The organism is Photobacterium sp. TY1-4 (genome assembly GCF_025398175.1).
In the GTDB taxonomy this organism is placed as follows: domain Bacteria; phylum Pseudomonadota; class Gammaproteobacteria; order Enterobacterales; family Vibrionaceae; genus Photobacterium.
The window spans coordinates 1,149,850-1,174,981 of the sequence record NZ_CP099734.1 but is presented as its reverse complement, the minus strand read 5'-3'; the positions used below and the strand labels follow the sequence as shown (position 1 = coordinate 1,174,981).

Genomic DNA, 25,132 nt, shown 5'->3' with positions numbered 1-25,132 from the left:
GTGAAAATTTGCTACACATCAATGCAGCTGCCAGGCGATTTTCTGCTAAATCATTTAAAAAAAATTTCAGAACTGAAAGAGAAAACTCGATCCCTGTCAAACTATAATAAAAAGTAAAAGCGATATGGTTGGAATCGCTAGGAGCTGATCCGTGAAAAGTAGTATAGTTTCATCAAATTGGCTTCATATCTGCATCTGTCAAGTATGAAAGCAACTAATGAAATTCAGTAACGAAGCGGTAATCGCTATGAATACCCTAGAGAAAATTCAAAAAAACTTAGATAACTTCAGTAAATCCGAACGTAAGGTTGCCGAAGTTATCATTGCCTCACCACAGACAGCGATTCACTCCAGCATTGCGACACTGGCCAAAATGGCCGATGTCAGTGAGCCAACGGTGAACCGTTTTTGCCGACGCCTTGATACCAAGGGATTTCCGGACTTCAAACTCCACTTAGCCCAAAGCCTTGCGAACGGAACCCCTTATGTCAACCGCAACGTCGAAGAAGATGACGGTCCTGACGCCTATACGTCGAAAATTTTCGAGTCGACGATGGCCTGTCTGGATGTGGCGAAGAACAGCCTGGATCCGATGCAGGTCAACCGTGCCGTGGATCTACTGACCCAAGCCAAGAAAATTTCTTTCTTCGGCCTGGGTGCATCCGCATCCGTTGCCCATGACGCCCAGAACAAATTCTTCCGCTTCAACATCCCGATTGTCTGCTTTGATGACATTGTGATGCAGCGCATGAGTGTGATCAATTGTGCCGATGGCGATGTCGTGGTGGTGATTTCTCATACCGGCCGCACCAAAAGCCTGGTCGAAATCGCCCGCATGGCACGCGAGAACGGGGCAACCGTGATTGGGATCACCGCCAAAGATTCACCGCTCGATCGTGAATGCTCACTATCCATCTGCCTGGATGTTCCGGAAGACACGGACATCTACATGCCGATGGCAAGCCGGGTGGTTCAGATGACGGTTATCGATGTGCTGGCCACCGGGTTTACCCTGCGCCGGGGCGCCGGATTCCGGGAAAACCTGAAGCGGGTGAAAGAGTCGCTGAAAGACTCACGCTTTTCCAAAGAAGGGATGATGTAACCCAGCGGTCTTTCAACCACAACGGACAAAAAAGCATGGTGCACCCCATGCTTTTTTATTGTGTACCGCCCCTGTTCACCGGCTTTCCTATCTGGCTCAGACCACACGCGATTTCAAAGCATCTCAGGGAGATGCGCTCTTTCATCAGGTCTCGCTAGCCCCCGGCAATAACGTATTTTTGTAGTAAAATTTCAGTAAGATGCAATGACACAGGCCGTAAAGGTCGATGTCATGGATATCCCCCACTCAAAATGGAGTTTCTCATGTCTGACAGGCTACGACGTACGAAAATCGTGACCACCCTCGGTCCGGCGACGGATCGCGATAACAACCTGGAAAAAATCATTGCTGCTGGCGCCAACGTGGTCCGCATGAACTTTTCCCACGGCAGTCCGGAAGATCACCTTCAGCGGACCAAAGCCGTTCGAGAAATTGCCGCCAAGCTGGGGAAACACGTGGCGATTCTCGGCGACCTGCAAGGACCGAAAATCCGTGTTTCGACCTTCAAAGAAGGCAAGATCTACCTCAACATCGGTGACAAATTCACCCTCGACAGCACCCTGCCCAAAGGCGAAGGTGACGAAAACGCCGTGGGCCTGGACTACAAGGCGCTGCCGGAAGATGTCGTCCCCGGTGATCTCCTGCTACTGGATGACGGCCGGGTGCAGTTGAAAGTAGTGGACGTGGAAAGCCATAAAGTCCACACCGAAGTCGTGGTCGGCGGCCCGCTGTCGAACAACAAAGGGATCAACAAGAAAGGCGGCGGGTTGTCGGCAGCCGCGCTGACCGACAAAGACAAGGCAGATATCCTGACTGCCGCAGCCATGCAGGTCGACTACCTGGCCGTGTCGTTCCCGCGCAACGGGGAAGATATGAACTACGCCCGTCGCCTGGCAACGGACGCCGGCCTGGATGCCCGTCTGGTGGCTAAAGTGGAGCGAGCCGAGGCCGTCGCAGATACCGAATCGATGGACGATATTATTCTCGCCTCCGATGCCGTGATGGTTGCGCGGGGCGATCTCGGAGTCGAAATTGGCGATCCGGAGTTGGTTGGGGTCCAGAAGAAGTTGATCCGGCGCGCCCGCAGCCTGAACCGTACCGTGATCACTGCGACCCAGATGATGGAGTCGATGATCACCAGCCCAATGCCGACCCGTGCAGAAGTCATGGATGTTGCCAACGCCGTACTGGACGGGAGCGATGCCGTGATGCTCTCCGCAGAAACCGCCGCCGGCCAATATCCGGTCGAAACGGTCCAGGCTATGGCCGGAGTCTGTCTCGGCGCCGAAAAAGAGCCGAGCGTGAATGTCTCGAACCACCGCATGAGCCGGACCTTCGACAATACGGAAGAAACCATTGCGATGTCGACCATGTACGCCGCCAACCACATGGCTGGAGTCAAAGCAATCGTCACCATGACCGAGTCCGGCCGGACCCCGCTGATGATGTCCCGCATCTCGTCGGGTCTGCCGATCTTTGCCCTGTCCCGGAATGAGCGGACACTGAACCGGGCCGCCCTGTTTCGTGGGGTCACGCCGGTTTACTTTAATCGCGACAGCGATGCCGGCTTAGCGGCAGCCAAGCATGCCCTGGCCGATCTGAAAGCGCTGGGTCTGCTGAGCCAGGGGGATCTGGTCATAATTACCCAGGGGGATGAGATGGATATTGTCGGTTCGACCAACAATATGCGGATCCTCATCGCCGAATAAGGTGCAAACCGGCAGCGAGCGCCCGCCGCGCTCGCTGCCGACTTTCAGCCCAGGCGCTAGGCTCCGGGCTGTATCCAGTTCGGGTTGATTTTTGCGGTGAGGATATGGTCTTCCCAGCGGCCATTGATCAGCAGATAGTCCCGGGCTTCCCCTTCGATTTCAAATCCGGCTGCCCGCAGGACGGACGCACTTTTTTGATTCCTCGGCATATAGGCCGCCATGACCCGGTGAAAAGACTGCGCCTCAAACATCCAGGTCACTGTCGCCGATAGCGCTCTGCGCATCAGTCCCTGCCCCTGACACGCCGCATCCAGTGAATAGCCGACATGGCAGGCATAAAAAGGATGCCGGACCAGATTACTGTAATTAATGACCCCGCAGACCTCATTGGTCTCCTCCCGGAGGATCACAAAATAGTAAGCCAGTTTGTGTTTGTGCAGTTCGGCCAGCTGACTAAGGCGTTTTTCCCACCCGGCAACCGTAAAGAACCCTTCTTCCCGTAACGGCTCCCAAGGCTGTAAAAACGCCCGGTTACGCTGGTAGTAAGCCGCGATACCGGCCGCATCTTTCGGAGTCACCAAGCGGACAATCAGGTCGTCTACCTGCAGGGACGGCGTGCGGTTCATGATGGATTGAAACAACGGCGGTTCACCTCTTTCAGCTCAGAGCCTTTCACCTTACCACAGATTTTCACCCCCGCACGGAGGCCGCCGCATAAATCAATGAAGGGAATCATGATTTATGAAAATAGAGCGGATGCATCGCGGTTCTGAACTATGATCTGAACTGAGTGCAATAGACCGTGCAAATCCAAAACGCTGTGCGTCGGAGCGACACGGTTGCACTGAGGCTCACTTCAACCTGGCAGTGACAATTTATGTACTATGACTACCTCTATACGGTCCTGGGCAAAGTCTATTTACTGGCAGATCACCACGGACTCCGGCAACTGACCATCGGGAGCGGCGGCTTTTGCCCGGACTCCAGCTGGAAGCGCAGCCCGGATTTTATGCAGACTTACCGCACCCAGCTCAAAGAATACCTCCTGGGTGAAAGACAAACCTTTTCCCTGTCCCTGGCACCGCAAGGCACCCCGTTCCAACAGCAAGTCTGGCAGGCGATCAGCGAGGTTCCCTTCGGCAGCTGCTGCTCCTACCATATGCTTGCCGGGGCGATGAACCAGCCAGCTGCGGTCCAGGCCATCGGGATCGCGAAAAACGTCAATCCCATCCCGATCATTATTCCCTGCCACCGGGTGATGAATGAACTCGGCCAGCCGGCCAGTTGTCGCTACGGGCAGGATGTCACCCTGCAGCTGCTGGCGCTCGAATCCGGCCAGCTCACCCTGTTGCAACCCAGTATCAGCCCGGCTCCCGACAACAAAAAAAAGAAGACGTGAACGTCTTCTTTTTTAAGATAAATGGCCCGTCTCGCAGGCAATAAAGAGAAGGTCTTTAGGACTTGCCAATCCCGTACTCACGCAGCTTATTCGCCACCGCGGTGTGAGAAACCCCCAGTCGTTTGGCCAGTTTCCGGGTCGACGGATAGCTGCGATAAAGGTTAGTCAGGATCCCGGACTCATACCGCTTCATGATCTCATCCAGTGAGCCATCGAGGTTTTCCTCACTGATCAGCGTCATGGACTCATTTTCCGGCAGCTGTACATCCTCAACCGTCAACGCCGAGCCCTCAATCTGGGTCATGGCCCGAAACAGAATGTTCCGCAACTGGCGAATATTCCCCGGCCAGGCATACTGGCTCAGGTAGCTCGCCAGCTCGTCGCTGATCTGCGGCTTGGTCTGCTGCATCTCCTGGGCAAACTGGCTCAGGAACAGATCGGCCAAAGGCACGATGTCTGCCGGACGTTCGCGCAGCGGCGGCACCACCAGCGCCAGAACATTTAGCCGATAATAGAGATCTTCGCGAAACGCGCCCGCAGCCACCAGATCCGGCAGTTTCTTCTGGGTCGAGCAAATCACCCGGACATCCACTTTCATCTCGCGCTCTTCGCCGACCCGACGGAAGGTCCCGTCTTGCAGGAAGCGCAGCAGCTTAATCTGCAGGTGCGTCGACATCTCGCCGACTTCATACAAGAAAACCGTGCCGCCGTCCGCCTGCTCGAAGATCCCTTTCTTCCCCGGCTCGGTTGCCGAGGCAGCCATCCCGAAAAGCTCGGTTTCCGCCGCGTTGTCCGGCATCGAGACACAGTTCACCAGCAAGAACGGCTTTTCACGTCGCATCGACCGCTGGTGACAGGCACGGGCCAGCATCTCTTTCCCGGTCCCGGTTTCCCCCTGGATCAGCAGCGGTGCATCCAGCAACGCCAGCTTTTTCGCCTGAGCCAACAAGTGTTTAAAGCGCGACGACTGGCCGACAAAGTGTTCAAACCCGTTATCGCCACTGATCTGCCGCATGGCAACCGGCATCTTGGCTTCCGACAATGATTTCAACAGGATCATGGCACTGGCCAGAACCGATTGCTCACTCTCGTCAGCCACATACACCGGCATGACTTCCATCATGTAATCCAGGCCGGCAATCACCACCATCTCGCTTCGCCTGGCGGCATCTTCTTTTTCCAGCCAACGGTGAAAGTTAAAGCCAAGCAACGCCTGGACGCTTTCGCCGACCATCTCACCGCGCTGTTGATTCAGCAGCAGTTCGGCCGCGTCATTGGCCAGATCAACCTTGCCTTGCAGATTGATCGAGAAAAACGGATCCGGCAATGTTTCCAGCAACGCCTTTAACTCTTTATGCTCCCGCTCACTCGGCATGAACTGAATTTTCCGGACATCCGTAACGCCATCAAGCTGGCGGATTTGCGACATCAGCTGGCTGAATTGCTCAAATTCAATTTCCGGGCAGTTCAGGTAGATAATCCCGACCCGGTCAATTTCAATCCCCCGCAGATCGATATGCTGGCTGGTCAGAATATCCAGCAGCTCCCGGGCTATCCCAAGTCGGTCTTCACAATTGACTTGTAACCTCATATCACACGCCTTCTCAATGTCCTCAATAATACTCGCTGCGATACGGTGAAGACCCACCGCATCCCTGTGCCGCGCTCAACCGACAGGAGCACTCGATTTGACCCGAAATTTTAGTTTGGTCTGGGTGTCAGGAATTGTTGACACCTCAGGAAGTTTGCGCCTTCACTTTCGGGGAGTCAAGCAACAAGCGTCTCGGGATGAGAGGTCGCGCAGGTCCGCTGCGACGAAGTGGCGATGAAATCATCAGCCAACCCGACACCCGAAGGCCCCGGGCAGCCGCGATAATGGATTAAGCCTTTTTCCGGGTCAGCCGACCCAGCAATTCTTTGCGGATCTCCCCCAGCTTCGGCTGCTGCTCCGGTTGCCAGGGCAACGGTCGCATCAGCGCCATGGCTTTGAGCCCTAACCGGCCGGTCAACAAGCCGACCCCGACGCCCTGGGCGACCCGGGTCGACATCCGCCCGGCTAAGTCGACCGACAACACATCCATGCTGGTATCGAGCAGCATTTCACTGGCCCCGGCGGCGGCCATGTTGGCCAGCACCAGCTTCACCAGTCGGATCCGCGACCAATAGCCCAGCTCAACGCCATACACAGTCGCGATATGGTCAATCAACCGGAAGTTGCGCCAGGCGACCAGCAGCATGTCTGCCAGTGCCAACGGACTGACCGCCACCATCACCGCCGCCTCACCCGAATATTTGGCGACCAACTGGCGGGCCTGCTTATCCTGCTGGCTCAGCACCATCTGATCATACAGCGCCAACACTTCCCGATCGTTGTGTGTTGCTGCCAACGAATCGAGCCAACGCTCGTAGCCCAGGTGATCATCGCGGATCTTGCTTTGCTTGGCCAGCTTGCTACAAAATGCCCGCCCCTGGCCGATGCTGTCGGCTTCCAGCAGTGCTTGTGCCTGCTCCTGCTCGCTCTGGCGCTGCTTCAGGCGGCGCAGTTTGAGCAGCTCGCGCCCCAACGTCGTGATCCCGGCCGTTGCCAGGGCCGCGACAATCGCACTCCAGCCCAGTGCCAGCCAGTCCCCGCTCTGATAAGCCGTCATCACATAATCCAGGGTTTGCCAGCCGGTCATGGCCGCCGTGGCGATCAGGAGCCCCTTAAGCCAGCGGCCTCGGCGTTTCGGCGCCAGCGTTCGGGTTAGTTGCGCCTCGACATCGGGCTGCGCCGTCAACGCCTCAGGCAAAAAGTCTTCGGCCTGATCAAATTGCTGCTGGGCGGTCAGCTCTTCCTGCGCCGGCGCAGCGGTCTCCGGCTCCTCAAATACAATTTTTCCCTTGTATGCATGACTCATTGCAGTTTGTCTCCCAATAAATACTCCAGCACTTTATCCATCCGAATATGGGGCAATGGCTCATCACTCTGAACGGCCAGCGGGCGGAAGTTCACAAAGTCAAATCCATGCTGCTGCCAGAATGTGTCGTTCGGCAACCGTCTGGGCACCTCGCCGGGAAACAGCATCTGCGCCTGCCCGTTAAGCGTCTGGCCGCGCAGGGCCGGTACCTGCTGCCCCTGATGGGCCACAAATCCCGGTTCGGTCGCCTGGATCGAGGCCAGACTGACGCAGTCCATGTTGATCCCTTCAAACGAAGCCGTCTGCCAGGCTTCATTAATCATCTGCTGCAACAAGCTCACCAGGTTCGGGTGCTGGTCCGGGGTCACGTGATCGGCCTTGGTCGCAGCGAACAGTACTTTATCGATACGGGGCGAAAACAGGCGGCGCAACAGTGAGCTGCGGCCATAGCGAAAACTCTGCATCAGTTGGTCCAGCGCCTGACGCATATCGTTGAATGATGCCGGCCCGGCATTGAGCGGTTGCAGGCAATCCACCAGGATGATCTGACGATCGAACTTGGAAAAATGCTCACGGTAAAAGCCTTTCACAATATGCTGGCGGTAATACTGGTAACGACTCTTCAGCATGGCGTAATTGCTGTGCTCATCGGCCTGCTGCAACTGCGCCTCGGTAAATGGTTCCAGGCGGACCAACGGGAAGAACTGCAACACCGGGGCACCCGCCAGTTCTCCGGGCAGGACAAACCGCCCCGGCTGAACCCAATGCAGGCCGCCTTCGGCTTTGCATTTGTACAAATATTCGGTGAACGCCGCCGAAATACGCTCAATCAACATTTCATCTGCCGGAGCAAAGGGATCGAAATCTTCCAGCAGCGCCTGCCAGTGCTGTGCCAGCTCGGCCCGCTTGCCCTTGAGCAACTGACCCTGCTGTTGCGACCAGGTATAAAAGTCCTGCTCCAGCAGCGGTAAATCCAGCAGCCACTCACCCGGATAATCGACGATATCGAGATACAGAGTGGCGGTATCCTGCAACAGCTTCAGCGGTCCTTTTTGTGGTTTGTAGCGCAGTGCCAGACGGATCTGACTGACATCGCGGGTCGGCTCCGGCCAGGTCGGCGGCGATGACAGCAAGGCATTCATCCCTTCGTCGTAGCCGAATTTGGGGACATGCATATCGACCTGGGGCACCCGTTTTGCGCCGAGCAGATAGCCATCGCGAACAGCTGAAAATAAGGGCAGTCTCGGATTCGTACTGACATGCATTAACTGATTCACCAGCGAGGTGATAAATGCGGTTTTCCCCGCCCGAGACAACCCTGTGACTGCGAGCCGGACATGGCGATCCAGGCTGCGGTTCACTAACTTGTTCAGCTCATTCCCAATTCGATGCATAACGATTCCCAGCAAATAATTCGTATCATCCCATTCCCGGGATGAATCTTAAATGAACGACACCAATGGCGAAAAAAGCAGACACCCGGCCTGCTTCATATTCGGGCGCCGTACCCGCAGGACGGCGCGAAAAGAAACCCTCAGAGATGTTTGAATTCTCGGGCAACCTTGAAGGCGGACGAGGTAACATACGCTTCCATCTGGCGCAATTTCTGCTCGACATCATCCAGCTCTGCCTCGACATTCTGCATCACCTGCTCCGGGGACTGCCCGGCCTGCCAGGCTTTCTGCTTCACGGTATGCTCACGGTAGATATAACGCTGCTCCTGCCGCGCTTCCGGCATCTTTTCCAGGATCAGACTGGCCGCCAGATACGCGATGAGCGCGAAGAAACCCATGCCCAGCAAAAACGCAGAGACCGCGAGGATCCGCACCAGCCAGATTTCCATCCCGAAATACTCGGCCAACCCGGCACACACCCCGGTGATCTTGCCGTTCTGCGGATCACGGTACAAGGTTTTGCTCATCGGCGTTGTCTCCATTGCGGCGCCTCCTCATCGAGAATTTTCTCCAGTGTCTGAATGCGCTCCTGCATCTGCTCTGCACGAACCACGAGTGACTGCAGCTTTTCCTGTGCCTCGCCCGAGAGTCCCTGACCGGCATGGCGCTTCCCGCGGTAGTGCAGAATCAGCCACAATGGCGCCACAAAGATCAAAAACACCATCAGTGGCCAAACTATCCAACCCATAAATTACCTCCATCCTCGTCACGTGCAGAACCTTGAATAGTCACCAGCTTACTCTTTATCCTTGATGTTTTCTTTCATCCGCGCCAGTTCCTGCTCAATTTCATCCTGGGCCTGCAAATCAGCAAACTCCTGCTCCAGGTTTTTCCCGCGACCCAGCCCATAGCTATCGGCTTCTGCTTCCATTTCGTCAATCCGGCGCTCGTACTGCTCAAACTTCGACAGCGCTTCATCAACCTTGCCGGTATCAAGCTGACGGCGAATATCCCGGCGGTTCCCGGCCGCTTGATGACGGGTCACCAGTGCCTGTTGACGGGCCCGGGTTTCCTGCAGCTTACGCTCCAACTCTGCCACTTCCGTGGTCAGTTTGGCGATGGTCTCGTCCACCAGCTTGTACTCTTCACTGAGCGTCAGGATGGCATCATTGAGCTTTTGCTTTTCAATCAACGCAGCACGAGCCAGATCTTCACGACCTTTTTGCAGCGCAAGGCTCGCTTTTTGCTGCCAATCATCACTCTGTGCCTGCAGGGCATCAATGCGGCGCTGCAGCTCTTTCTTATCAGCCAGGGCACGGGCAGACGAGGTCCGTACTTCAACCAGGGTATCTTCCATCTCCTGAATGATCAGGCGGATCATTTTTTGCGGATCTTCGGCTTTATCCAGCAGCGAATTGACGTTGGCGTTTACAATATCTGCAAAGCGAGAAAAAATGCCCATAGTAACTCTCCTTTCATCTAAGTCAGGTCCGTTTTCAGGTCCGGCGCACCGGTTGGGTTGATGCGGCTTACCCAGAAACGGCTCCGTTCGGTTTGCGGGGCTTGTCACCCCGGTCATTGCTGTGATGATGAAGATATATCAAGCAGCGTGCCAACTTTTATTTTTATAATTTTCAACAAGTTATATTGTCACTTTCTATCGCCGGGTGCTATGGTGTAATTAAATTCGCCAACAGTTAGCGAGATTAACCATGCAAAAGACAGATAATTTGATCGGTGAGTCCGAATCTTTTCTGGCCGTATTGGATCAGGCGTCACGCCTGGCCTCGTTGCACCGTCCGATCCTGATCCTGGGTGAGCGCGGCACCGGGAAGGAGCTGATTGCCCAGCGGATCCATTATCTGTCCAAACGCTGGGACCAGCCGCTCATCGCCCTCAATTGCGCCGCACTGAGCGAAGGGGTGATTGACTCTGAGTTGTTCGGCCATGAAGCCGGCGCTTTCACCGGTGCCAAAGGCCGCCACCAGGGCCGGTTCGAACGGGCTGAAGGCGGCACCCTGTTTCTCGACGAACTGGCCACGGCACCGCTCGGGGTCCAGGAAAAATTACTGCGGGTCATTGAATATGGCGAGTACGAGCGGGTCGGCGGCAGCCGCACCTGCCAGGCCAACGTCCGGCTGATCTGCGCCACCAATGACAACCTGCCCCAGTTAGCCGAAGACGGGAAATTCCGTGCCGATCTGCTCGATCGCCTGGCATTTGATATCATCCACCTGCCGCCGCTGCGGGCACGCCGGGAAGATATCCTGCCGCTGGCTGACTATTACGCCGTGCGGATGTGCCGGGAGCTGGGTTTCGGCTACTTTGCCGGTTTTTCACCCGAAGCCCGGGCTGCACTCCTGGACTACCACTGGCCCGGCAACATCCGCGAGCTCAAAAACGTCGTTGAGCGTTCGGTGTTCCGCCACAGCCTGGAAGATGAGCCGGTCGCTGAAATTATTATCGACCCGTTCCGCACACCCTGGCAGCAGGAAAGTGTGCCCCAAAGCGATTCGCCCGCAGATCCCCCTGTGCCACCGGCCCCGAATTTCCCGCTCGATTTTCGCCAGTGGCAGCAAGCGCAGGAAGTCACCCTCATCCGCCAGGCACTGGCACAAGCCCGGTTTAATCAACGAAATGCCGCTGAGCTATTGGGTTTAAGCTACCATCAACTGAGAGGCCTGTTGCGCAAGTACCAGCTGGTCGGCACCCCGCCCCCGTGATCCGGCGGATCACACCCGGCGCACATCCTCGATAAAAAACACCGCGTTTTGGCAGGTTATTTCACGGCAATGCTTGGTGCCGGTGATGGATAATGATAAATTTAACCACTTGTTTTCCAAAAATACATTTCGATATGAGCGCCTCAACTCGTCTACTGCTTGCGTGCCTCAGTCTGGTTAGCCTGATTGGCTGCTCAGAGCCACAGCGAGATAGCACCATTCGTAGCCGTGGCTTCGTCTATTGCGGGCAAGATACGCCGACCACCTTCAATCCCCAGCTGATTGACGGCGGGCTGACCGCCGATACACTTGCTGCTCAAATTTTCGATCGCCTGCTGATGCTCGATCCGGTCAGCCACCAGCCGCTGCCTTCTCTGGCCCGCAGTTGGACCATCAGTGATGACGGCCTGGCCTATACCTTCAAACTGCGCAAAGGCATTGAGTTTCAAACCACCGAATGGTTCAAACCCACGCGGCGTTTCAACGCCCAGGACGTGGTGTTCAGCTTCCAGCGGATCATCAACCCCAAACACCCGTTCCATGCGGTGTCTGGCGGACGCTATCCGTGGTTTGAAAGCCAGGGCTTCAGCGACCTGATCGATCATATCGAAATGGATGATTCCCATACTGTGACGTTTGTGCTGACCCGTCCGGACAACGCCTTCCTGTCGAATCTGGCCACCAGCTACGCGGTGATCCACTCCCAGGAGTTTGCCCAGCGCCTGCTCAAGGCCGGACAATTGCAACAGCTGGATATGAAACCCATCGGGACCGGACCGTTCTATCTTGCCCAGTACCTGCCCGACGATTTGATCCGCCTGAACCGCCATTGGGGGTACTGGCAAGGCGCCGCGCCGATGGAGCAAGTGGTGTTTGACATTTCGGCCCGTGGCACCGGCACCCTGGCCAAACTGCTGAGCAAAGAGTGTGATGTGTTGTCGTCCCCGGTCGCCAGCCAGCTGCCGGTGATCAGCAACAGCGAAGAATTCGAACTCATGGCCCAAACCGGCATGAACGTTGCCTTTGTCGCCCTGAACAACGACAAAGTCGTGATGCAGGATTCGCGCGTGAGACAGGCCATCAATCTGGCCATCAATCGGGACAACCTGCTCAATTCGGTGTATTACGGCACCGGCACCAAAGCCAAAAGTATCCTGCCGCCGATGTCCTGGGCCTATAACCACGGCAGCCAGGCGCTGGATTACGATCCGCAGCGGGCACGTGCCCTGTTGGAAGAGGCCGGCTATGCCGATGATCTGATCCTGACGATGTGGGTGCCGATCGAGCCTCGCCCGTATAACCCGAGCCCGCGCAAGACCGCCGAGCTGATCCAGGCCGATTTGAAAACCGTCGGGGTACGCCTGATCATCCTGGCCCAGGAGTCCGTCAGCCGCTTCAGTTCGACCTCCGCCTCCAACAGCGACATGCAGCTGACCGGCTGGATTGCCGACAACGGCGACCCGGATAATTTCTTCCGTCCGTTGCTGTCGTGTAGCGCCAAAGCTGCCGGGCTGAACGTGGCCAACTGGTGCGATCTCAGCTTCGACAACCTGCTGGAGCTGGCATCACGGACCACCCAGCTTGAGCAACGCGTCAACTACTACCATCTGGTCCAGGATATCCTCGACGAACAGGTGCCGGTGATCCCGCTGGCGCACGGGGTCCATTTTCAGGTTCATCATCAATCTCTTGGCGGCCTGCAAATGAGTCCGTTTGGCACCCGCTCTTTTGCCAGCGTTTATCGCAGCGAGTAACCGCATGTTTATTTACACAATTCGTCGACTTAATCTGTTTTTGATCACCGTGGCCATCCTGACGCTGGTGGGCTTTAGCATTCTGCGTCTGGATCCGACCCTGCAATGGAGCCACCAGTCTTTCTGGAGCGGCTGGTTCATCTATCTGGAAAACCTGCTGGCCGGGAACCTGGGCCTCAACACCAACGGCGAGCCGATCACCCAGGATGTACTGGCTGCCTTCCCGGCGACGATTGAACTCTGTTTCTTTGCCTTTGTCCTGTCATTGCTGGTCGGGATCCCGCTCGGAACCCTGGCCGGGGTGAAACGCGGGCGCCTGATAGATACATCGATTTCTTCCCTGGCGCTGCTCGGCTACTCCGTTCCGGTATTCTGGCTGGCGGTGTTGCTGATCATGCTGTTCTCGCAGCAGCTTGGCTGGCTGCCGGTTGCCGGTCGCTACAGTCTGTTGTATGAGATCAAGCCAGTTACCGGCGTGGCCTTAATTGATGTGATCCTGTCGGACAAGCCCTATCGCGCCGAAGCACTGATGGATACCATTCGCCACCTGATCCTGCCGACCCTGGTGCTGGCGATGGCGCCGACCACGGAGGTGATCCGCCTGACCCGTGCATCAGTATCTGAAATTATGGGGCAGAACTTTATCAAAGTGGCCCAGACCAAGGGCCTGTCGATGTTTGAGATCATCCGTCGGCACGTGATGAAAAATGCCATTCCGCCAATCATTCCCAAACTGGGGATGCAATTTTCCACCATGATGACCTTCGCCATGCTCACCGAGTCAATCTTTAACTGGCCCGGTATCGGCCGCTGGCTGCTCAATGCCATTGCCGGTCAGGATTATGTGGCGATCCAGGCCGGTGTGATTGCCGTCGGCAGCTTTATCCTGATCGCCAACATCCTGTCGGATTTGGCCGGCGCGATCGTCAACCCGCTCGTCAGAAAGGAATGGTATGCTATCAAATAACATTTACCAGGAGCAGAAAATCCCGACCCAGTGGGAGCGGGCCTGGCAAAATTTCCGCACCAACTCGCTGGCCATGTTCGGCCTCTGGTGTCTGCTGTTCCTGCTCCTCATCACCGTGACCGCACCGTGGATCATCCCGTATTCACCTTATGATCAAGTTGGTGAGCTCCTGATGCCCCCTTCGTGGGATCCGACCGGTCATGTCGAGTACTTCTTCGGTACCGATGATCTGGGACGGGATATGCTCAGTCGCCTGCTCATCGGCTCCCAGCTGACCTTCGGCTATGCACTGCTGATTGCGCTGGCTTCCAGTGTGATCGGGATTGCCATCGGCGTGATGGCGGGGATGACCCAGGGCCTGAAATCCAGCTTTCTCAACCACCTGCTCGATACCGTATTATCGATCCCATCCCTGTTGCTGGCGATTATTGTCGTGGCCTATATGGGACCGGGCGAGCTCAATATCCTGCTGGCGATCTGGCTGGCGCTGATCCCGCGCTTTATTCGCGCGGTGTACACTGCAGTGCATAACGAAGTGGAGAAAGATTACATCATTGCTGCACGGCTGGATGGCGCCAACAATTTCTACCTGCTGTATCACTCAATCATGCCCAATATCCTGACGGTGATTTCCAACGAGCTGACCCGGGCGATCTCCATTGCCATTTTGGATCTGGCGGCGCTGGGCTTTCTCGGCCTCGGTGCCCAGGCACCCTCGGCAGAATGGGGCGCAATGCTGGGCGACTCGATTGAGCTGATCTATCTTGCCCCCTGGACCGTGACGCTACCGGGGCTGGCCATCACTTTCAGCGTATTGGTTATAAACTTAGTAGGAGAAGGACTCCGCCAGGCCATTAATGCGGGGATAGACTAATGCCACTGCTCGATATTCGTAACCTCACCATTGAAATTGAAACCCCGCAGGGGATGGTCAAAGCGGTTGATCGCATGAGCCTGACACTGAGCGAAGGGGAAATCCGCGGCTTGGTGGGTGAATCCGGCTCCGGTAAAAGCTTGGTCGCCAAAGCCATCGCCGGCGTCACCAAAGACAGCTGGCGGGTCAGTGCCGACCGTCTGCGTCTGGCCGATATCGACTTGCTGACCCTCTCGGCCCGTGAGCGACGCAAGGTGGTTGGCCGGGAGATTGCGATGATCTTCCAGGAGCCTTCCTCCTGTCTGGATCCGTCCGAGCAGGTCGGCGAGCAGCTCGAAGAGGCGATCCCTTCCGGCTCGTTCACCGGAAGCTGGTGGCAACGGTTCCACTGGCGGCAGAAACAGGCGATTGCCCTGCTGCACAAAGTCGGGATCAAGGATCACAAACGGGTCATGAAAAGCTATCCGTATGAACTGACGGATGGCGAGTGCCAGAAAGTGATGATCGCGATGGCGATCGCCAACCGCCCTCGCCTGCTGATTGCGGACGAGCCGACCAACGATCTCGATCCCATCACCCAATCCCAGATCTTCCGTTTGCTCAGTCGGATGAACCAGCTCAGCAATACCACCATTTTGCTGGTCAGCCATGATTTGACCATGGTGACTCAGTGGGCAGACCGGATCACCGTGATGTATTGCGGCCAGGCGGTGGAGTCCGGCAGCCGGAAACAACTGCTGGAATCCCCCCACCACCCATACACCGAAGCCCTGCTGCATGCCATGCCGGATTTCAACCTCGACGTCCTGCCGCATAAGTGCAAGCTGGAGACCCTGCCGGGCTCAATCCCGCCGTTGCAGCATTTACCGATTGGCTGCCGCCTGGGACCGCGCTGTCCGCATGCTCAGCGTAAATGCGTCGAAGTACCGAAGCGCCGAAAAATCAAAAACCATAAATTCAGTTGCCACTTTCCGCTGAATATGGAGGATACCCAGAAGTGAGTGCGCTCCTTGAAGTCGAACACCTGAAAAAAGACTATCACTACCGCTCCGGGCTGTTTCGCCGCCGGACTATTGAAGCCGTCAAGCCGGTTTCATTTTCTCTTGAAGCCGGGGAAACACTGGCCTTTATCGGGGAAAACGGCTCTGGAAAATCGACGCTGGCGAAAATGCTATCCGGCGTGGTCGAGCCGACTGAAGGCATCATTCGGGTCAATGGTGAGCCGCTGGCTTACCATGACTTCCAGACGCGATGTAAGCTGATCCGGATGATTTTTCAGGATCCCAATACCTCGCTCAACCCCCGGATCCAGATCGGGCAGATCCTCGAAGGACCACTGAAACGAAACACCAATATGACGCCGCAGGCGCGTGAGCAACGGATCATGGAAACACTGCGGCGGGTCGGGCTGTTGCCGGAGCACGCCTATTTTTATCCGCAGATGCTGGCCACCGGGCAAAAGCAACGGGTTTCCCTGGCCCGCGCCCTGATCCTGCAACCCTGCATTATTGTTGCCGATGAGGCCCTGAACGGCCTGGATATGTCAATGCGCTCGCAAATTATCAACCTGTTGCTCGAATTGCAGGAAGAGATGGGCTTGTCTTATATTTATGTGTCGCAGCACATGGGGGTCATTAAGCACTTCACCGATAAAGTCATGGTGATGCAAAACGGTGAGGTGGTCGAACAGGGATTGACCCAGGAAGTCTTTAACAACCCGCAGCATTCCCTGACCCAGAAATTGCTCGACAGCCACTTCTCAGCCCATTCCCTCGACCGACGCAGCCGTCGCTCGGCCAAGGTTGAATGCTAATATCCGAAAGGGTAGCGTTTTAAACCGGGCTGAACCCGACGACCACGGCGCCCAGCATCACGGCACCGGCAATAGGAATGATCACGTATTTTCGCAGAGCCGGTGTCCCAATCACACTGGCCATGCCCATTTTCACCAGGCTGTTGACCGCCGAGGCAATAAAGATCCCCAAGGTAGCCGTCGAGAGCAACAGGCTGCCGGTACTTTGCCGCCCCAGCGCCAGGGTGATCGCATCTACATCGGTAATTCCCGAAATCATTGCCAGCAACAAGGTCCCGGTATCACCGAACCACTCCTGAAGCAGATTCGACAGCAGCATAATCGCCAACAACATCAGGCCGAAGAAAAAAGCAGAGGACAGTGCCAGCGGATTCTGATTCAGCTCCGGCGCCTCACTGCCATCTAACCGGTTGTGACGCCATATCCAGTAAGCCGGGAGGTAAAACCCCAGCATCATCACGACCATGGGCAACCACAGCAGCCCAACCAACTGATAGTTCACTACAGAGCAAACCAGGATGATCCGGGGAAACATGGTCCCGCAGCTGATCAGGATCCCACTCGCCAGCAATCCGCTGAGCCTGGGTTGCTGCTTGGACAGATTGGCAAACTGGAGCGTCAACGCGGTTGATGAACTCAAACCGGCAAACAGGCAGGTAAACAGGATCCCTTTCTCCGCGCCACCAAACTTAATGGCAAAGTACCCGACAAATGAGATCCCGGCGATCAGCACCACCATCCACCAAATCTCATACGGGTTGATCGCCTGCCACGGACCGAATCCTTCATTCGGCAGCAGCGGCAACATCACCACAGAGATCAGCAACAACTTCAGGGCCGCATCCAGCTCATACGCCTGCAGCTTCATCAGGGCTTCATGCAACTCGGTTTTGTTATCCAGAATAATCGCGGTGATCACGGCCGCCGAGGCGGCGACCACCGGCTCACCGATCACCGCCAGGCTGCCGAGCAGAAAGGTGATCAGCATGCCGACAATCCCGGTAATACTCAGGTTGGATTTCACGTGCTGACTGTTGAGATAGGCGGCTATAATCAGCACCGCAAAAGCGACCAGCGCAAAGCCGAGAAATAGTTCGGAAAACACCTGCGCCAGCCGCCCGCTTAAGCCGCCCATCAGTCCGATCAGGGAATAGGTGCGGATCCCGGCAATCCGCGAGCCGGCTACCTCATGGCGCCCCTCCCAACCACGCTGAATACCGATAATTGCGCCCAATAACAAGGCAATGGCCAGCCGTACAAACGGGGAGGTGAAGTCCAGATTCGGTTCCATTGCGTATCCCTATCCATCGGAGTTACTGACAGTGTAGACCTCCCGGTAAGAGGCAACTGGTTGTTCTGTCACGGTTTTCAACTCTTATCAAAGACCGAGCTAACCGCATCTCACCCAGTGCCGGTGGCGAGGTGTCCCCCACCGGCGCACCACAACGAAAACAGGCCCTGAAAAGGGCCTGCTGAAAGATGACTCGCCCGAAGGGCTCAAGCGAAGATTACGCCATGCTAAGATGAAGCGAGGCTCTGATTAATTGCGGCCAGAACCGTTGCCGGATCATCGGCTTGGGTAATTGGGCGGCCAATCACCAGATAATCGGATCCCGCCTGCACTGCCTCAACCGGTGTCATCACCCGGCGCTGATCGCCCGCGGCACTGCCTGCCGGACGGATCCCCGGTGTCACCAGTTTAAATTCGCGGCCTAACTCGGTTTTGAGCAGTGTCGCTTCCTGCGCTGAACACACGACGCCGTCCAGGCCGCTGTTTTGGGTCAGGCGTGCCAGGTTCAGGACATGTTCCTGCGGCTCAGCAGTGATCCCAATGCCACGTAGGTCCGAGGCTTCCATGCTGGTCAGTACCGTCACTGCAATCAACAACGGGCGATCCTTGCCAAACGGTTCCAGGATTTCACGGGACGCTGCCATCATTCGCTCACCGCCACTGGCGTGAACATTGACCATCCACACCCCAAGTTCCGCTGCAGCAGCAACCGCGCGTGAGCAGGTATTCGGGATATCATGGAATTTCAGGTCCAGAAATACTGAATGGCCCCGATCATGCAGTTTACGCACAAAATCAGGGCCAAAATAAGTAAACATCTCTTTGCCGACTTTGAGTCGACAAGTGCCTGGCTCAATCCGGTCTACAAAGGCAAGTGCCTCGTCCTGACTTGGATAATCGAGCGCGACAATGACTTTTGGATCCAACATTGCATCTCCTGCTTGGTAATGGGTCAAACTCGCCCAGCCTCCCTGAGCGCGGTCGGGATTGTACCGTAAAAATGTTTTTTTGCGAGTATTTCTTCAAATTTTGTTGTTAAGCGCCAAAAGGATATCTTTTCTGATCTTGCCAATCGTTTGTCCGCCACTAAAGCTCACAGATAAACCAGCGCATCAGCCTCCCCCCCAAACGGCAGACAATAAAAAGCCCGCATCAGTTAAAGCGGGCTTTGTTCACAGTATTATTCGCCATCCAGGCCACGGATCGGTTTCACACCGCCCCAGCCTTTACAGGACGGGCATTGCCAGTACAGCGAGTGGGTGGCAAAGCCACAATTACGGCAACGGTAATGGGGTTTGACTTTCAACTGCTCGCCGACCAGGGCGCGCAAGGTGCTCAGGCTTTCCTTGGCCCGGCCCTCTTCGGCTTCAGCCAGGTGATAATCCATCAACTGATAAAAGCCTTTCATGGTCGGGTTTTTAGTCAGCTGGCGAGTCATAAAGGTTTGGGCAGGAACTGACCCTTCTTGCTTGGCAATTTCGTCTGCCAGCATCAGCTCGGCTGTGGCACCGGCATTGAGCTCCACACAGTGCTGGAGGTATTTATACCATCCTGATTCGTTCCCGGTCGCCTCGTAGCATTGCAACAGCATCGGCAGAGTTTCGCTGACGTAATCAGTATCCTGCTCAGCGACCCGCTCCAGCTGCTTCAGGGCGGCTTTATAGTCTTCTTCACTGATCAGGATCTTGGCCATCATTAAAGAGGCCCGCACACATGCTTTGTCTGCTGACAACGCCTTTTTCAAATACTGCTTGGCCTTATCCATGTTCAAGGCGCTCAGCTCCAGCATCGCCGTCTCACACCAGTAATGGGCAATGTCGTGCTTGAGCTTGGATTTGCCCATCTTGACCAACTGGCCAGCCATGTCTATCGCCTTGTCCCACTCGCGGGTTTGCTGATAGATGGTCAACAGCTGCTGCAATGCCCCTTTGCGGTGCTCCGGCTCATCGAGCAACTGTTCAAATATTTTCTCGGCGCGATCAAAGAATCCGGCAGCCATATAATCCTTGGCTAACTGCTGCAGGGCCAGATTGCGTTGATCAATCGTTAAATTCGGACGCGCAATCAAATTTTGGTGGATCCGAATGGCACGATCTACCTCACCCCGGCTGCGGAACAGGTTCCCCAAAGCAAGGTGAGTATCGATCGTTTCACTATCAACTTGGAGCAGTTCAATAAACACGTCTACCGCTTTATCTGACTGATCAGATAACAGCAGGTTCAAACCAGTCACGTACTGGCGTGACATGTGGTGAGACTGCTCCTGTTGTTTATTACTAGCGCTCCTGTTACCCATGTACCAACCGTAAGCGGCGGCAATTGGCAATAACAGGAACAACAGCTCTAGCATTAATAGTTATTCCTTCACAGGCTCAGCACGCAGCTGCGCTAGCTCTTGTTGCTGTTTCGCGATTTTCTTGCTCAGACGATTTCTGGAGAAACGAGCTTTCAGATACAGCATACCGCAGATCAGCCACCCAATGGCAAAACCGCCACCAAACGCAATGCCGAGCAGGGTCGACAACTGGAACTCACCCTGAGCAATCAGATAATCAAAATTCACTAACTGTTGGTTTTGCGCACCCAACGCCAGCGTAATGAGAAAGCAGACCACCAAAACAAGAATGCTTATTATCTTCATCGTAAATCCTTCTTACTTGATCGATAGTTGATGGGTTGATTATGCAAGATTTTCACACATCAGACCATGATCAATAGACATAAAAAAACGGCATACTTTCAGCATGCCGTTTTTTTGTTCTAATTGCGCTTAATTCGCTGCGAAAGCAGCGTTCACGCGATCACGTAGTTCCTTGCCCGGTTTAAAGTGAGGCACGTACTTGCCGTCCAACTCAACTTTATCCCCGGTCTTGGGATTACGCCCAACGCGTGGAGCACGGTAATGTAAGGAGAAGCTACCAAAGCCACGGATTTCAATACGGTCGCCCTCAGCGAGGGTAGTCGCCATATGCTCAAGGATTTCCTTGATCGCATCTTCTACTTGTTTCGCAGAAAGATGTGTTTGTTGACTGCACAGCCTTTCAATCAATTCAGACTTTGTCATAAACACTCCGTTTTTAGTATGTTTCTCAGTAGTATAACCGCTTAGGGGGAAAAGTGTTCCCCCTATGCTCAATTATTCGCCTTTAGCCGCTTTGAAAGCGTCAGCCATTGCGTTACCGAACGCAGCGTCATCTTGCTTGTTCAGGGCAGCCATTGCTTCTTGCTCTTCAGCAACGTCTTTCGCACGAACAGACAGGTTGATTACGCGGTTCTTACGGTCAACGCCTGTGAATTTCGCTTCAACAGAATCGCCAACAGACAGAACCAGAGTTGCGTCTTCAACACGGTCAACAGATGCTTCAGAAGCGCGCAGGTAGCCTTCAACGCCTTCGATCAGCTCAACAGTTGCGCCTTTCGCGTCAACAGCAGTAACAGTACCAGTTACCAGAGCGCCTTTCTTGTTCATAGCAACGAAGCCGTTGAACGGGTCTTCTTCGATTTGCTTGATGCCCAGAGAGATACGCTCACGCTCTGCGTCAACAGCCAGAACAACTGCAGAGATTTCGTCGCCTTTCTTGAAGTCACGAACAGCTTCTTCACCAGCAACATTCCAAGAAATGTCAGACAGGTGAACCAGACCGTCGATGCCGCCTTCAAGACCGATGAAGATACCAAAGTCAGTGATAGACTTGATCTTACCAGTTACGCGGTCGCCTTTGGCTTGCATTTCTGCAAATGACTGCCATGGGTTCGCTTTACACTGCTTCAGACCCAGGCTGATGCGACGACGCTCTTCGTCGATGTCCAGAACCATAACTTCAACTTCGTCACCCACGTTAACAACTTTAGATGGGTGAATGTTTTTGTTAGTCCAGTCCATTTCAGACACGTGTACCAGACCTTCAACGCCTTCTTCGATTTCAACGAAGCAGCCGTAGTCAGTCAGGTTAGTTACGCGGCCAGACAGCTTAGTGCCTTCTGGGTAACGCTTAGCGATAGCAACCCATGGATCTTCACCCAGTTGCTTCAGACCCAGAGATACGCGAGTACGCTCACGGTCGAACTTCAGAACCTTCACGTTGATCTCGTCGCCAACGTTCACGATTTCTGATGGGTGCTTAACGCGCTTCCAAGCCATGTCAGTGATGTGCAGCAGGCCGTCAACACCGCCCAGATCTACGAATGCACCGTAGTCGGTCAGGTTCTTAACGATACCTTTAACTTCCATGCCTTCTTGCAGAGAAGCCAGCAGCTCATCACGCTCAACACTGTTCTCAGACTCGATAACAGCACGGCGAGAAACAACAACGTTGTTACGCTTCTGGTCCAGCTTGATTACTTTGAACTCAAGCTCTTTGTTTTCCAGGTGAGCAGTGTCACGTACTGGACGAACGTCAACCAGTGAACCAGGCAGGAATGCACGGATGCCGTTCAGCTCAACCGTGAAACCACCTTTAACTTTACCGTTGATGATACCAACAACAGTTTCAGCATCTTCGTAAGCTTTTTCCAGTTGGATCCAAGCTTCGTGGCGCTTCGCTTTTTCACGAGACAGCTTAGTTTCACCGAAGCCGTCTTCAACAGCGTCCAGAGCTACGTCAACTTCTGCACCGATTTCGATTTCAATTTCGCCAGCGGCGTTTTTGAATTCTTCAACAGGGATAGAAGACTCAGACTTCAGGCCCGCGTCAACCAGTACATAACCGTTTTCGATCGCTACAACAGTACCTTTAACGATGGCACCTTGGCGCGTTTCTACTTCTTTCAGTGACTCTTCAAAGAGCTGAGCAAAAGATTCAATCATTATTTAATCTTCAATGTGATAAACAACCATGGGTATCCTACCACATGGGGTTGGGGGTAAAGTCAGTATTCATCCTTGATACCGACGCCATCATGTTGATTACTCAACTGATAATTTCGTTTCAATATAAGCCAATACTTCGGCAGTAACTTGCTCTATTGACATCTCAGTAGAGTCTAGCACCAAAGCATCAGCCGCGGGACGCAACGGGGCTACCGCTCGATTACGGTCGCGATCGTCACGTTCCTGAATTTCGTTCAAAAGACTATCAAATTTAACATCTAAGCCTTTCTGTTGCAACTGGTTCATGCGGCGAATTGCCCGCTCGTGCGCGCTGGCATCGAGAAAAACCTTCACTTCGGCACCCGGGAAGACCACGGTCCCCATGTCCCGTCCGTCAGCCACCAGGCCAGGCGCTTCGCTAAACGCCCGCTGACGACGCAGCAGTGCCTCACGAACCCGGGGTAACGCAGCCACTTTCGACGCCGCATTCCCCGTTTCTTCTTTACGCAGCTCTCCCGAGACATCTTCGCCTTCGAGGATCACTTTCACCAACTCACCTTCGGCTTTAAATTCCACATCCAGGTGCGCGGCCAACGGAACCAGAGCATCTTCTGATTCAAGATCAACACCATGATGAATGGCTGCCAGGGCGAGGACACGATAAATCGCACCGGAGTCCAGCAGCTTCCAGCCCAGTTTTTCTGCCAACAGCATACAGAGCGTGCCTTTACCGGCACCGCTTGGCCCATCAACAGTGATCACTGGAGCATGTGTAGACATAGGTTTTCTCCGAATTGGTTCCAAATTAAGCTTCAATACCAAACACTTTGCCGGGGATGCTGGCATGATGTTTGGTATTATCACTCTTAAACGGGGGCGTATTATACGGGAAAAAGTGCCTCAATTCTATCAAATCAGGGGCTTGAAAAGGCAGAATCGACCGCAGACCTTTCCCGCTGCGCCAGAAAGAAAAAAGCCCGCAGTGTGCGGGCTCGATTATTTCCGACCAAGCGGGACCGTTCGGCGAACTTAACGGCTCAATAGCGCCAGTTTGTCGAAATAGTCCGGGAAGGTTTTGGAGGTGCATTTCGGATCGTTGATGGTCACCGGGGTATCACTCAGCGCCACCAACGAGAAACACATGGCCATGCGATGATCATCATAGGTATCAATCGCCGCATGTTTCAACTGCGCCGGCGGCGTGATTTTAATGTAATCTTCCCCTTCTTCAACCTCGGCGCCGACTTTGCGCAATTCGGTCGCCATGGCTGCCAGGCGATCCGTTTCTTTCACCCGCCAGTTGTAGACATTGCGAATGACGGTCGTCCCTTCGGCAAACAGCGCCGTAGTCGCAATGGTCATGGCAGCATCCGGAATATGGTTAAAATCCATATCGACCGCTTTCAGCTCGCCGCGGCGGGCTATCACGTAATCATCGCCCCACTCGATCTCGGCACCCATCGCTGCCAACGCATCGGCAAACTGCACGTCCCCCTGGATGCTTTTCTTGCCGATGCCGGTGACTTTGATTTCACCGCCTTTAATCGCAGCGGCAGCCAGGAAGTAAGAGGCAGACGACGCATCCCCCTCAACCAGAAACTCACCCGGTGCCTGGTAAGATTGGCCACCCTTCACCACAAACACTTCATAATTATGGTTTTCAACCGTCACCCCGAATTGGGCCATAATGTGCAGGGTAATATCGATGTACGGCTTGGAAACCAGCTCTCCCTTAATGCGGATCACCGTATCCCCTTCCGCCAGCGGCGCTGCCATCAAAAAAGCGGTCAGGAACTGGCTGGAGATCGAGCCGTCGATTTCCACATCCCCGCCTTTCAGGCCGGTACCGATAATTTTCAGCGGTGGATAATTGTCATTTTCCAGATAAGTGATATCAGCGCCGGCTGCCCGTAGCGCATCGACCAGATGGCCGATCGGCCGTTCTTTCATCCGCGGCTCACCGGTCAGGATAAACTCGCCGCCCCCTAAACACAGGGCAGCAGCCAGCGGACGCATCGCAGTCCCGGCATTCCCCAAAAACAGCTCCAGGGCTTGCGTCGGTGCAAACGCATGACCCAATCCATGCACTTCACAGACGGTCTTATCCTCTGAAAGCTGATAGCTCACCCCCAGTTGCGTTAGCGCATTGAGCATATGGCGAATGTCGTCGCTATCGAGCAGGTTGGTCAGTCGTGTGGTCCCGTGTGCTAACGCTGCCAATAACAGGGCACGATTTGAAACACTTTTCGACCCCGGTAGATTCACGACCCCATTCATCTGTTGTATCGGCTGTAACGTTAAACTGTCCATCTGTCTCTCTTCTATCCTGTTTTTTCGGCGTTCTCGCAGATTAGCGAATAATGCCCTCGTCGGCTAGTACTGAATCCGGCCTGATTTGG

Annotated in this window: 24 protein-coding genes; 9 read left to right on the top strand and 15 right to left on the bottom strand. The window is 54.8% G+C overall.

What is annotated here, in order from left to right:
• Nucleotides 1–247 precede the first annotated feature (247 nt).
• A complete protein-coding gene (locus tag NH461_RS05670; RefSeq protein ID WP_261602280.1) occupies nucleotides 248–1,102 on the top strand; it encodes a MurR/RpiR family transcriptional regulator in 855 nt (284 codons plus the stop codon).
• Nucleotides 1,103–1,365: 263 nt separating this feature from the next.
• Nucleotides 1,366–2,811 (top strand): pyruvate kinase, encoded by a 1,446-nt coding sequence (gene pyk / locus NH461_RS05665; protein WP_261602279.1) that lies wholly within the window; start codon nucleotides 1,366–1,368, stop codon nucleotides 2,809–2,811.
• A 56-nt stretch (nucleotides 2,812–2,867) separates the two neighbouring features.
• Here the strand turns inward: pyk and rimJ are convergent, their stop codons facing one another.
• Nucleotides 2,868–3,452 (bottom strand): ribosomal protein S5-alanine N-acetyltransferase, encoded by a 585-nt coding sequence (rimJ, locus tag NH461_RS05660; RefSeq protein WP_261602278.1) that lies wholly within the window; start codon nucleotides 3,450–3,452, stop codon nucleotides 2,868–2,870.
• A gap of 236 nt (nucleotides 3,453–3,688) precedes the next feature.
• On the opposite strand from rimJ, the gene NH461_RS05655 reads away from it, so the two are divergent.
• Nucleotides 3,689–4,210 (top strand): methylated-DNA--[protein]-cysteine S-methyltransferase, encoded by a 522-nt coding sequence (locus NH461_RS05655; RefSeq protein WP_261602277.1) that lies wholly within the window; start codon nucleotides 3,689–3,691, stop codon nucleotides 4,208–4,210.
• Between the two features lie 55 nt (nucleotides 4,211–4,265).
• On the opposite strand, the gene tyrR is transcribed toward NH461_RS05655, so the two are convergent.
• From tyrR to pspA, 6 genes are all read right to left on the bottom strand, one after another.
• Nucleotides 4,266–5,801, bottom strand: coding sequence for a transcriptional regulator TyrR (gene tyrR, locus NH461_RS05650; RefSeq protein ID WP_261602276.1), 1,536 nt, complete (start codon nucleotides 5,799–5,801; stop codon nucleotides 4,266–4,268).
• A gap of 289 nt (nucleotides 5,802–6,090) precedes the next feature.
• The gene (locus NH461_RS05645) at nucleotides 6,091–7,107 is read right to left on the bottom strand and encodes a YcjF family protein (RefSeq protein ID WP_261602275.1); all 1,017 of its coding nucleotides are present in this window, start codon (nucleotides 7,105–7,107) and stop codon (nucleotides 6,091–6,093) included.
• Nucleotides 7,104–8,501, bottom strand: coding sequence for a YcjX family protein (locus NH461_RS05640; RefSeq protein ID WP_261602274.1), 1,398 nt, complete (start codon nucleotides 8,499–8,501; stop codon nucleotides 7,104–7,106). Before NH461_RS05640 ends, NH461_RS05645 begins: the two co-directional genes overlap by 4 nt.
• Before the next feature lie 140 nt (nucleotides 8,502–8,641).
• Complete coding sequence (pspC, locus tag NH461_RS05635) at nucleotides 8,642–9,028, bottom strand: envelope stress response membrane protein PspC (RefSeq protein ID WP_261602842.1); 387 nt, start codon at nucleotides 9,026–9,028, stop codon at nucleotides 8,642–8,644.
• Nucleotides 9,025–9,249: an envelope stress response membrane protein PspB gene (pspB, locus tag NH461_RS05630; RefSeq protein WP_261602273.1), complete on the bottom strand. Its 225-nt coding sequence runs from the start codon at nucleotides 9,247–9,249 to the stop codon at nucleotides 9,025–9,027. Before pspB ends, pspC begins: the two co-directional genes overlap by 4 nt.
• Before the next feature lie 48 nt (nucleotides 9,250–9,297).
• A complete protein-coding gene (pspA, locus tag NH461_RS05625) occupies nucleotides 9,298–9,963 on the bottom strand; it encodes a phage shock protein PspA (RefSeq protein ID WP_261602272.1) in 666 nt (221 codons plus the stop codon).
• A 250-nt stretch (nucleotides 9,964–10,213) separates the two neighbouring features.
• On the opposite strand from pspA, the gene pspF reads away from it, so the two are divergent.
• The 6 genes from pspF to NH461_RS05595 all read left to right on the top strand — a co-directional run bounded on the left by pspF (nucleotide 10,214) and on the right by NH461_RS05595 (nucleotide 16,632).
• Nucleotides 10,214–11,224, top strand: coding sequence for a phage shock protein operon transcriptional activator (pspF, locus tag NH461_RS05620; protein ID WP_261602271.1), 1,011 nt, complete (start codon nucleotides 10,214–10,216; stop codon nucleotides 11,222–11,224).
• Nucleotides 11,225–11,358: 134 nt separating this feature from the next.
• Nucleotides 11,359–12,978, top strand: a complete 1,620-nt coding sequence (gene sapA, locus NH461_RS05615; RefSeq protein WP_261602270.1) for an ABC transporter substrate-binding protein SapA — start codon at nucleotides 11,359–11,361, stop codon at nucleotides 12,976–12,978.
• Between the two features lie 4 nt (nucleotides 12,979–12,982).
• Nucleotides 12,983–13,945: an ABC transporter permease gene (locus NH461_RS05610; protein WP_261602269.1), complete on the top strand. Its 963-nt coding sequence runs from the start codon at nucleotides 12,983–12,985 to the stop codon at nucleotides 13,943–13,945.
• A complete protein-coding gene (gene sapC / locus NH461_RS05605; protein ID WP_261602268.1) occupies nucleotides 13,932–14,819 on the top strand; it encodes a putrescine export ABC transporter permease SapC in 888 nt (295 codons plus the stop codon). Before NH461_RS05610 ends, sapC begins: the two co-directional genes overlap by 14 nt.
• Nucleotides 14,819–15,820, top strand: a complete 1,002-nt coding sequence (locus NH461_RS05600) for an oligopeptide/dipeptide ABC transporter ATP-binding protein (RefSeq protein WP_261602267.1) — start codon at nucleotides 14,819–14,821, stop codon at nucleotides 15,818–15,820. The genes sapC and NH461_RS05600 overlap by 1 nt, the downstream gene beginning before the upstream one ends.
• Nucleotides 15,817–16,632 (top strand): ATP-binding cassette domain-containing protein, encoded by an 816-nt coding sequence (locus NH461_RS05595; RefSeq protein ID WP_261602266.1) that lies wholly within the window; start codon nucleotides 15,817–15,819, stop codon nucleotides 16,630–16,632. Before NH461_RS05600 ends, NH461_RS05595 begins: the two co-directional genes overlap by 4 nt.
• 19 nt (nucleotides 16,633–16,651) lie before the next feature.
• On the opposite strand, the gene NH461_RS05590 is transcribed toward NH461_RS05595, so the two are convergent.
• From NH461_RS05590 to aroA, 8 genes are all read right to left on the bottom strand, one after another.
• Complete coding sequence (locus NH461_RS05590; RefSeq protein ID WP_261602265.1) at nucleotides 16,652–17,923, bottom strand: MgtC/SapB family protein; 1,272 nt, start codon at nucleotides 17,921–17,923, stop codon at nucleotides 16,652–16,654.
• A 227-nt stretch (nucleotides 17,924–18,150) separates the two neighbouring features.
• A complete protein-coding gene (gene pyrF / locus NH461_RS05585) occupies nucleotides 18,151–18,852 on the bottom strand; it encodes an orotidine-5'-phosphate decarboxylase (RefSeq protein WP_261602264.1) in 702 nt (233 codons plus the stop codon).
• A 251-nt stretch (nucleotides 18,853–19,103) separates the two neighbouring features.
• On the bottom strand, nucleotides 19,104–20,273 hold the full coding sequence (lapB, locus tag NH461_RS05580) for a lipopolysaccharide assembly protein LapB (RefSeq protein WP_261602263.1): 1,170 nt from the start codon (nucleotides 20,271–20,273) through the stop codon (nucleotides 19,104–19,106).
• Nucleotides 20,274–20,279: 6 nt separating this feature from the next.
• Complete coding sequence (locus NH461_RS05575) at nucleotides 20,280–20,564, bottom strand: LapA family protein (RefSeq protein WP_261602262.1); 285 nt, start codon at nucleotides 20,562–20,564, stop codon at nucleotides 20,280–20,282.
• Nucleotides 20,565–20,693: 129 nt separating this feature from the next.
• Nucleotides 20,694–20,987, bottom strand: a complete 294-nt coding sequence (gene ihfB / locus NH461_RS05570) for an integration host factor subunit beta (protein WP_261602261.1) — start codon at nucleotides 20,985–20,987, stop codon at nucleotides 20,694–20,696.
• A 72-nt stretch (nucleotides 20,988–21,059) separates the two neighbouring features.
• Nucleotides 21,060–22,730, bottom strand: a complete 1,671-nt coding sequence (gene rpsA / locus NH461_RS05565; RefSeq protein ID WP_261602260.1) for a 30S ribosomal protein S1 — start codon at nucleotides 22,728–22,730, stop codon at nucleotides 21,060–21,062.
• A 99-nt stretch (nucleotides 22,731–22,829) separates the two neighbouring features.
• Nucleotides 22,830–23,513, bottom strand: a complete 684-nt coding sequence (gene cmk / locus NH461_RS05560; protein WP_261602259.1) for a (d)CMP kinase — start codon at nucleotides 23,511–23,513, stop codon at nucleotides 22,830–22,832.
• Between the two features lie 249 nt (nucleotides 23,514–23,762).
• Nucleotides 23,763–25,043 carry a 3-phosphoshikimate 1-carboxyvinyltransferase gene (gene aroA / locus NH461_RS05555; protein WP_261602258.1) on the bottom strand — a complete coding sequence of 427 codons (1,281 nt, stop codon included), beginning with the start codon at nucleotides 25,041–25,043 and terminating at the stop codon, nucleotides 23,763–23,765.
• Between the last annotated feature and the right edge of the window lie 89 nt (nucleotides 25,044–25,132).